Raw genomic sequence first — 8,641 nt, 5'->3', positions numbered from 1 at the left:
ACCTGTCTAGGTTGTTCATGCTGCCCGACTGGTGGCGGCAACCGCCCACCCCCAAACACAACCGTGGCCCGTCCCCCGGGGATACGGGGACGGGCCACAGCGATACTGCGGGTGAGGCGTCAGCTCTTGCTGTTCGCGCCACGACGACGCATGCCGAAGAAGACGGCGCCGCCGCCGACCACGACCAGGGCGCCGGCGATACCGGCGATCATGCCGGTGTTGGAGTTGGCACCGGTCTCGGCCAGGTTCGAGTCACCGGCCGCCGGGGACGGCGCGTTGCTCGAGGTACCGGCCGGAGCGGAGCTGCTCTCCGACGGGGACGGGGCCGGGGTCTCGTCGGCCGGAGGCGTGGTGGACTCCGACGGGGACGGGGTCGCCGGCGGGGTCGACTCGTCCTTCGAGCAGCCCTCGGACGGGGTCGTCAGGTTCGGCGTGATGTCCTTGTCGACGATCGGGCGATCCTTGTTCTTCCCGGCCGTGACGTGGACGCGGTACTCGGCGTTGGCCTTCCAGTCCTCGTTGAAGGTGACGGTGACGCCCTCACGGGTACCGGTGACCTCCTGCTCACCGACCTTCTGGACGTCGGCGCCGTTGTTCTCGAGGAACACGGTGATGGTGGCCGGGGTGCCTGAGCCGTCCTTGTCGGTGACGACGATGCTGCCCTTGCCGCCGTCGCACTTGGCTTCGGCGGAGAACTCGCTGATGTTGCAGGCGAGCGCGCTGCCCGCGGCGCTCAGAGCGAGCGCGGAGGAGGCGGCGGCTACGCCCAGGATCTGCACGGAACGACGTGCGGTACGACGGGTTATGGACACGTTTGCCCTTCACGGGGTGCGCAACTGAGGGGGGTTGACATGGAGAAGTGAAGCGGCTGTGGAGGCGAAGCCTCACTTTCCCCAGGAGAACCACAGGTCTATAAGCGTTCCATAAGAAGTGTCAATGCGTAGACGGGGCCCGGCCGTTGGCTTTGCCTTCTTATTAACCACAGAGACGTTTCAACGCCTCCGGAGCCTCCTCGATACGGTCAACGAGGGCGATACGGGACTCCATGGACCGTTCCCGGGCGAGCGCCCGCAAGAGGGGCCAGGTGGGCAGCCGCTCCGTCCAGTGCTCGCGGTCGACGAGCACCATGGGCGTCGGTTCGCCGCGCGACTCGTAGTAGTTGGGCGTCGCGTTGTCGAAGATCTCCTGTACGGTCCCGGCGGCGCCCGGCAGGAAGACCACGCCCGCGTTGGAGCGGGCCAGCAGGCCGTCCTCGCGGGTGGCGTTGGCGAAGTACTTGGCGATGTGCGAAGCGAAGGAGTTCGGCGGCTCGTGGCCGTAGAACCAGGTGGGGATGCCCACCGAGTGGTTGCCCTTCGGCCAGCGCGTGCGCACCTCGAAGGCGACCTGCGCCCACTCGGTGACGGACGGCGTGAAGGAGGGCGCCTTGGCGAGGAGTCGGCAGGCCTCGTCGAGCACGGCGTCGTCGTACGGCGCCGTGTACGCGCCCAGGTTGGCCGCCTCCATGGCGCCCGGGCCGCCGCCGGTCGCCACGGTGAACCCGGCGCGGCTCAGGTCCCGGCCGAGGCGCGCGGCACCGGCGTACGCCTCCGTGCCGCGCTTCATCGCGTGACCGCCCATGACGCCCACCACCCGTGCGCCGCGCAGGAGTTCGTCCAGGGCGTCGGAGATGGAGTCGTCGTGGACGGCGCGCAGCATCGAGGCGTATATGTCGCCGTCCGCCTTGGTGCGCTGGAACCAGTCGTAGGCCAGGGCGTCCGGCGTCCGCTCGTAGCCCTGCTCCAGCGAGGCGAACAGGTCGTCGGGCGTGTAGAGGTGACCGCGGTAGGGGTCGAAGGGCAGATGCGGGACGGGTGGGAAGACCAGGGCGCCGTCGCCGCGGATCTTCGCCGCGGCCTCCTCGCGCATCGCGCAGCCGAGGAAGACGGCCCGGGTGGTGTCGGTGGTGAGCAACTCCCGCGTGCGGTCGGTCAGATCGACGGCCTGGACGCGGTATCCGGCGAGGGTGCCGCGCGCCGAGACGGTCGCGTCGAAGTCCTCGAGCGTCTCGATCTCGCGCTCGTCGTGGTGGGCCGCATGGGCCGGGCTCGTGTGCACGGGGCCCATGCTAGGCACGGCGTGCGCCCGCGGAGGGCGTCGACTCCGGGGCGGGGACCGTGACGAAGGCGGAAGACGGCATGGAACTCAAGGAGATCCCGGCCGAGTGGCACGACCGCACGGACCGGGCTCCCGCCCGGTCCGGCCGAGGCGCCACGGACGTTCAGCCCTGGACCGCCGCCGGGTCCATCCACATGACCTCCCAGGAGTGGCCGTCGAGGTCGTCGAAGGAGCGGCCGTACATGAAGCCGTGGTCCTGGACGTCGTCGTTGGCGGTGCCGCCGGCCGCGACCGCCCTGCCCACCAGCTCGTCGACCTTCTCGCGGCTCTCCGCGCTCAGGCAGATCAGCACCTCGCTGGTCTTCGTGGAGTCCGCGATCTCCTTCTTCGTGAAGTCCGCGTACCGCTGCTTGCTCAGCAGCATCGCGACGATGGTGTCGCTGATCACCACGCAGGTGCAGTCGTCGGTGCTGAACTGCGGGTTGATCGTGTAGCCGAGCTCCGTGAAGAACTTCTTCGACGCGGCGACGTCGTCGGTGGCCAGGTTCACGAAGATCATCTGCTGGTGCATGTGCGTCTCTCCCATCGGGCGGTTGCCGTTCGCGGGGGTAGACCGGAGGCCCGTGCGGAACTCATCGGTTCCCGGGCATCGTGTTCCACGAGGGGTCAGCGGGCCAGCGGGAGCGCCGCCAGCTCGGCCACGACCAGCGTCAGCGGGCCGAACACGGCGAGCAGCGCGCCGGCCCGCAGCGCGGCGGCACCGCGCAGCATCGTCGCGGGCGCCCCGAGCCGCAGCAGCGCGGCCGTGGTGTCGGACCGGGCCTGCCGGGCCTCCACGGCCGAGGTCAGCAGCGTGGCCACGGTGCAGCCGGCGACCAGCAGCGTGCCGAGGGTGGTGAGCGGGCCGAAGCCGGGCTGGTCCGCGTCGAACAGCGCCGCCATGGCGACCACCCCGGAGGCGACAGCGCAGACGACGCCGAGCGGGCGGCCGATGCGGGTGGCCTCCTCCATCAGCACGCGCCCGGCGAGCAGCCTGAGGGCCCCGGGACGCGCCGACTGCAGCAGGCGGCCGCACAGGTGCGTCAGGCCGGGACCGGCGAGGGCGAGACCGAGGGCGGTGAGGACCCAGCCGATCAGGATGCCGGGCGCGCCGGTGGCGAGACCGCCGGGCAGGGTGAGCCGGGAGCCGTCCGTGGCGCCCCCGGCGTAGGCCTCGACGGCGAGACCTGCGGCGAGGACCGCGATGCCCCAGGGCAGTCCCGCGGGCGCGTTGCGCGGAGCCGGGGGCCGGGTGGGGTCCGGGTCGGGTTCGGGCGCGGGGGAGGCGGGGGGCTCGGCGGGGGCGGACATGACCGCCGCGGGCAGGACGGCGTCGGCCGAGCGGTGCCCCGTGCTGCTGCGGAAGCGCGCGCCGAAGCGGCCGTAAGCGCCGAACGTCTCCTGCGCCACCGACCTGCCGTACGCGCCGAAGCGGCCGTAGCCCCGCGGGGGCGTGCCCGGCCGCGGGTCGCGCGGGCGCAGGACCAGCGCCACGCTCGTCGAGGCGATCGCCGGCACCAGCGCGAGCAGGGTCAGGGCGGCCGGGAAGGGCAGCGGCTGGTCCGCGGCGAGGAAGGCGGCGGCCGCCCCGCCGACGACCCCGCCGGTGAAGTCGCCGCGCAGCTGCAGGAAGACCAGCAGGGCCAGCAGCGAGCCCAGCGTGCAGGACAGGGCGGTGGTGGCCGCCGAGATGGTCATCAGGCGGCCCGGGCCCAGACCGACGGCGGAGAGGCCGGGACGGGGCCGGGTGGACGGGTCGGTGCGGGCCACCGCCGTCGCGAGGTGGACGCTGGCGGCCAGCGGGGTCAGGCACCAGGCGAGCCGCAGCACCGAGGAGGCGGGGCTCTCGGCATGGCTCATCGCGTAGCCGAGGACGCACAGCAGGAGGAAGCCCGTCCCGGCCGACGCCAGCGCCACCAGGGCACGGCGCAGGTGTACGGCCGGGTGGGCGCCGCGGGTCAGACGGAGAGCGAGCACGCGGCCCGGCCTTCCGTCTCGGTGACCGGGGGCAGGTGGACCGTGTTCACGCGGCGGCCGTCCAGCAGGGACACCGTGCGGTCGGCGAGGGCCGCGGTCTCCGCGTCGTGGGTGGCGAGGACGACCGTGATGCCGTGCGAGCGGGCGGCCGTGGTGAGCGTACGCAGCACATGGGCGCGGTCGGCGCGGTGCAGCGGCGCGGTCGGCTCGTCGGCGAACAGCACGGTGGGGGCCGGGGCGAGGGCCCGGGCGATGGAGACGCGCTGCCGCTCGGCCTGCTTCATCGCGTGCGGGCGCAGCCGGGCCTTGTCGCCGATGTCGAGGCGCTCCAGCCACTCCAGGGCGGCGGTCTTGGCGCGCCGGCGGCTGGTGCCGCGGAGCATCAGCGGGAGGGCGGCGTTCTCCCAGGCGTTGAGTTCCGGTACGAGCACCGGGGCCGGGTCGATCCAGCCGAAGCGGTCGCGGCGCAGCCGCTCGCGGGTCATCGGGCCCATGGTGTGCACCGGCACGCTGTTGAACCACACCTCGCCGCGCCGCACCGGCACCAGGCCGGACAGACAGCGCAGCAGCGTCGTCTTGCCGCTGCCCCGGGGGCCGCCGACGGCGACGATCTCGCCCTCGCGGACGCCGAGCGAGACACCGCTGAGCCCCGGAGAGCCGTCGCTGTGCTGGAAGTGCAGGGCACGTGCCCAGAGCACGTCGTTGTCCGGCGGGGCCTCCATGGGCGTACACCTCGTTCAGATCCGTAGTTCCCGTGCCTTTCCCCCAGGCGGGGGAACGAAGGCTGGGCCGATCGGTTACCAGGCACGCTAAGGAGCCGAGGGCGCTGCGCCGGACAGCACGCGGCCCGGGGGCACCCTTCTCACTCTTACGGGTGCACCCCGGGCCGTATGACCGGGCGGAGGCGGCGGAGCCTAGAGCTTCGTCCACGCCTCCGTCAGCGTCGCACGCAGGATCTGCTCGATCTCGTCGAAGGTCCCCTGGTCGGAGATCAGCGGCGGGGCGAGCTGGACGACCGGGTCGCCGCGGTCGTCGGCACGGCAGTACAGGCCGTTGTCGTAGAGCGCCTTGGAGAGGAAGCCGTACAGGACGCGCTCGGTCTCCTCGTCGTTGAAGGACTCCTTGGTGTGCTTGTCCTTCACCAGCTCGATGCCGTAGAAGAAGCCGTTGCCGCGGACGTCGCCGACGATCGGCAGGTCGTGCAGCTTCTGCAGGGTCTGCAGGAAGGCGCCCTCGTTGTCGAGCACGTGCTGGGTGAGGTTCTCGCGCTCGAACAGGTCGAGGTTGGCGAGGCCGACGGCCGCGGAGACCGGGTGGCCGCCGAAGGTGTAGCCGTGCAGGAAGGTGTTGTCGCCCTTGTAGAACGGCTCGGCCAGGCGGTCGGAGATGATGCAGGCGCCGATCGGGGAGTAGCCCGAGGTCATGCCCTTGGCGCAGGTGATCATGTCCGGCACGTAGTCGAACTTGTCGCAGGCGAACATCGTGCCCAGGCGGCCGAAGGCACAGATGACCTCGTCCGAGACGAGCAGCACGTCGTACTGGTCGCAGATCTCGCGCACGCGCCGGAAGTAGCCGGGCGGGGGCGGGAAGCAGCCGCCGGCGTTCTGCACCGGCTCCAGGAAGACCGCGGCGACCGTGTCCGGGCCCTCGAAGAGGATCTGCTGCTCGATCTGGTCGGCGGCCCAGCGGCCGAAGGCCTCCGGGTCGTCGCCGAAGATCGGGGCGCGGTAGATGTTGGTGTTCGGGACCTTGTGCGCGCCCGGGACCAGCGGCTCGAACGGGGCCTTCAGGCCCGGCAGGCCGGTGATCGACAGGGCGCCCTGCGGGGTGCCGTGGTAGGCGACCGCGCGGGAGATCACCTTGTGCTTGGTGGGCTTGCCGACCAGCTTGAAGTACTGCTTGGCGAGCTTCCAGGCGGTCTCGACCGCCTCGCCGCCACCGGTGGTGAAGAAGACCTTGTTGAGGTCGCCGGGCGCGTAGTCCGCCAGGCGCTCGGCCAGTTCGACGGCCTTCGGGTGGGCGTAGGACCACACGGGGAAGAACGCGAGTTCCTGCGCCTGCTTGAAGGCGGTCTCGGCCAGTTCCGTGCGGCCGTGACCGGCCTGGACCACGAACAGGCCCGCGAGACCGTCGAGGTAGCGCTTGCCCTTGTCGTCGTAGATGTAGGTGCCCTCGCCCCGGACGATGGTCGGGACCGGGGCGTTCTCGTACGAGGACATGCGGGTGAAGTGCATCCACAGGTGGTCGTACGCGGTGCGGCTGAGGTCCTTGGTGCTCACGGTTATCGGGTCCTCACGGTTATCGGGTTCCCCACATGTAGGTCTGCTTCTTGAGCTTCAGATAGACGAAGCTCTCGGTGGAGCGCACGCCGGGCAGGGCCCGGATGCGTTTGTTGATGACGTCCAGCAGGTGGTCGTCGTCCTCGCAGACGATCTCCGCGAGGATGTCGAACGAGCCCGCGGTCATCACCACGTACTCGACCTCCGGCATGGTGGTCAGCGCGTCCGCCACCGGCTCCAGATCGCCCTCGACGTTGATGCCCACCATCGCCTGCCTGCGGAAACCCACGGTGAGCGGGTCCGTGACGGCGACGATCTGCATCACGCCCTGGTCGAGCAGCTTCTGGACGCGCTGGCGCACGGCCGCCTCGGAGAGGCCCACGGCCTTGCCGATGGCGGCGTACGGCCGGCGGCCGTCCTCCTGGAGCTGTTCGATGATGGCGAGGGAGACGGCATCCAGATGAGGAGTGCCGTTCCTGGACTCGCGGGAGTCCCGCTGCTCTGCGCTTCGACTGGCCACCAGCTCACTGTGCACGACGTCTCGGCAGTTCCGCAAGGCCGGAGCGATGAAATTCGTTGTTTGTGAGACGGAGACTTGCGGATTTCGCAGAAACAGGCCGAGTGGGGGTGTTGAAAACGTCGGCGGGCGGATTAGGGTGGGTGTCTCAGTCAATGGACAGCTCGACCTGACAGGAGGCCGGCAGTGAGCACCGAGCTGCGTCGTCTGCGCAACTACATCGACGGTGAGTTCCGGGACGCCGCCGACGGACGGACCACCGAGGTGGTCAACCCCGCGACGGGCGAGGCGTACGCGACCGCGCCGCTGTCCGGCCGGGCGGACGTCGACGCCGCGATGGCGGCCGCCGCCGCGGCCTTCCCGGCCTGGCGCGACACCACGCCCGCCGAGCGGCAGAAGGCCCTGCTGAAGATCGCGGACGCGTTCGAGGAGCGGGCCGAGGAGCTCATCGCGGCCGAGGTGGAGAACACCGGCAAGCCGATCGGACTCACCCGGTCCGAGGAGATCCCGCCCATGGTCGACCAGATCCGCTTCTTCGCGGGCGCGGCCCGGATGCTGGAGGGGCGCTCGGCCGGCGAGTACATGGAGGGCCTGACCTCCATCGTCCGCCGCGAGCCGGTCGGCGTCTGCGCGCAGGTCGCGCCGTGGAACTACCCGATGATGATGGCCGTGTGGAAGTTCGCCCCGGCCCTCGCGGCCGGCAACACGGTCGTGCTGAAGCCGTCGGACACCACCCCGGCCTCCACCGTCCTGATCGCCGAGATCATCGGCTCGATCGTGCCCAAGGGCGTCTTCAACGTCGTCTGCGGCGACCGTGACAGCGGCCGTCTGATGGTCGAGCACCCGACCCCGGCGATGGCCTCCATCACCGGCTCGGTGCGGGCCGGCATGTCGGTCGCCGAGTCCGCCTCCAAGGACCTCAAGCGCGTCCACCTGGAGCTCGGCGGCAAGGCGCCGGTCGTCGTCTTCGACGACACCGACATCGCGAAGGCCGTCGAGGACATCTCCGTGGCGGGCTTCTTCAACGCCGGGCAGGACTGCACGGCCGCCACCCGCGTGCTCGTCCAGGAGGGCATCCACGACGAGTTCGTCGCGGCACTCGCCAAGGCCGCCGCCGAGACCAAGACCGGTCAGCCGGACGACGAGGACGTGCTGTTCGGCCCGCTCAACAACCCGAACCAGCTCAAGCAGGTCTCCGGGTTCATCGAGCGCCTGCCCGCCCACGCCAAGGTCGAGGCGGGTGGCCACCAGGTCGGCGAGAAGGGCTACTTCTACGCCCCGACCGTCGTCTCCGGGCTGAAGCAGGACGACGAGATCATCCAGAAGGAGGTCTTCGGGCCGGTCATCACCGTCCAGTCCTTCACGGACGAGGACCAGGCGGTGGAGTGGGCCAACGGCGTCGAGTACGCCCTCGCCTCCTCGGTGTGGACCAAGGACCACGGCCGCGCGATGCGGATGTCCAAGAAGCTCGACTTCGGCTGCGTGTGGATCAACACCCACATCCCGCTGGTCGCGGAGATGCCGCACGGCGGCTTCAAGAAGTCCGGCTACGGCAAGGACCTGTCGGCGTACGGCTTCGACGACTACACGCGTATCAAGCACGTGATGACGTCGCTGGACGCGTAGTCCCCACGGCGTGAGGCGGAGGGGGGGGGAGGAGACGTCTTTTTTGGGCGGGGAGGTGTCGCCTTTTTGCTCCCCCCATCAAGTGCCCGACTTTGGGGTGACTGTC

8 protein-coding genes are annotated in these 8,641 nt (G+C 70.6%); 1 reads left to right on the top strand and 7 read right to left on the bottom strand.

Annotated elements, in window-relative coordinates; translation table 11 throughout:
• Positions 1 to 119 precede the first annotated feature (119 nt).
• From ACFU97_RS30885 to ACFU97_RS30855, 7 genes are all read right to left on the bottom strand, one after another.
• Positions 120 to 812: an LAETG motif-containing sortase-dependent surface protein gene (locus ACFU97_RS30885; protein ID WP_384263206.1), complete on the bottom strand. Its 693-nt coding sequence runs from the start codon at positions 810 to 812 to the stop codon at positions 120 to 122.
• Between the two features lie 163 nt (positions 813 to 975).
• Positions 976 to 2,097: an LOG family protein gene (locus tag ACFU97_RS30880; RefSeq protein WP_384263203.1), complete on the bottom strand. Its 1,122-nt coding sequence runs from the start codon at positions 2,095 to 2,097 to the stop codon at positions 976 to 978.
• A 163-nt stretch (positions 2,098 to 2,260) separates the two neighbouring features.
• The gene (locus ACFU97_RS30875; RefSeq protein ID WP_384263200.1) at positions 2,261 to 2,668 is read right to left on the bottom strand and encodes a VOC family protein; all 408 of its coding nucleotides are present in this window, start codon (positions 2,666 to 2,668) and stop codon (positions 2,261 to 2,263) included.
• Between the two features lie 95 nt (positions 2,669 to 2,763).
• Complete coding sequence (locus ACFU97_RS30870) at positions 2,764 to 4,113, bottom strand: hypothetical protein (RefSeq protein ID WP_384263197.1); 1,350 nt, start codon at positions 4,111 to 4,113, stop codon at positions 2,764 to 2,766.
• Positions 4,095 to 4,835 carry an ABC transporter ATP-binding protein gene (locus ACFU97_RS30865; protein ID WP_384263194.1) on the bottom strand — a complete coding sequence of 247 codons (741 nt, stop codon included), beginning with the start codon at positions 4,833 to 4,835 and terminating at the stop codon, positions 4,095 to 4,097. The genes ACFU97_RS30870 and ACFU97_RS30865 overlap by 19 nt, the downstream gene beginning before the upstream one ends.
• Before the next feature lie 192 nt (positions 4,836 to 5,027).
• Positions 5,028 to 6,392: an aspartate aminotransferase family protein gene (locus ACFU97_RS30860; RefSeq protein ID WP_384263191.1), complete on the bottom strand. Its 1,365-nt coding sequence runs from the start codon at positions 6,390 to 6,392 to the stop codon at positions 5,028 to 5,030.
• 19 nt (positions 6,393 to 6,411) lie between these two features.
• Positions 6,412 to 6,927 (bottom strand): Lrp/AsnC family transcriptional regulator, encoded by a 516-nt coding sequence (locus tag ACFU97_RS30855; RefSeq protein ID WP_384263188.1) that lies wholly within the window; start codon positions 6,925 to 6,927, stop codon positions 6,412 to 6,414.
• Between the two features lie 168 nt (positions 6,928 to 7,095).
• On the opposite strand from ACFU97_RS30855, the gene ACFU97_RS30850 reads away from it, so the two are divergent.
• A complete protein-coding gene (locus ACFU97_RS30850; RefSeq protein WP_384263186.1) occupies positions 7,096 to 8,535 on the top strand; it encodes a gamma-aminobutyraldehyde dehydrogenase in 1,440 nt (479 codons plus the stop codon).
• Positions 8,536 to 8,641: the final 106 nt, after the last annotated feature.

The sequence above is a fragment of the Streptomyces sp. NPDC057616 genome, from assembly GCF_042800575.1.
In the GTDB taxonomy this organism is placed as follows: Bacteria; Actinomycetota; Actinomycetes; order Streptomycetales; family Streptomycetaceae; genus Streptomyces.
The sequence above is the reverse complement of the archived record's forward strand: the minus strand, read 5'-3'. Positions and strand labels throughout refer to the sequence as shown.

Excerpts from the sequence above, each read along its gene's own strand:
- ACFU97_RS30865 (WP_384263194.1), bottom strand. The coding sequence starts at position 4,835 with ATGGAGGCCCCGCCGGACAACGACGTGCTCTGGGCACGTGCCCTGCAC.
- ACFU97_RS30875 (WP_384263200.1), bottom strand. The coding sequence starts at position 2,668 with ATGCACCAGCAGATGATCTTCGTGAACCTGGCCACCGACGACGTCGCC.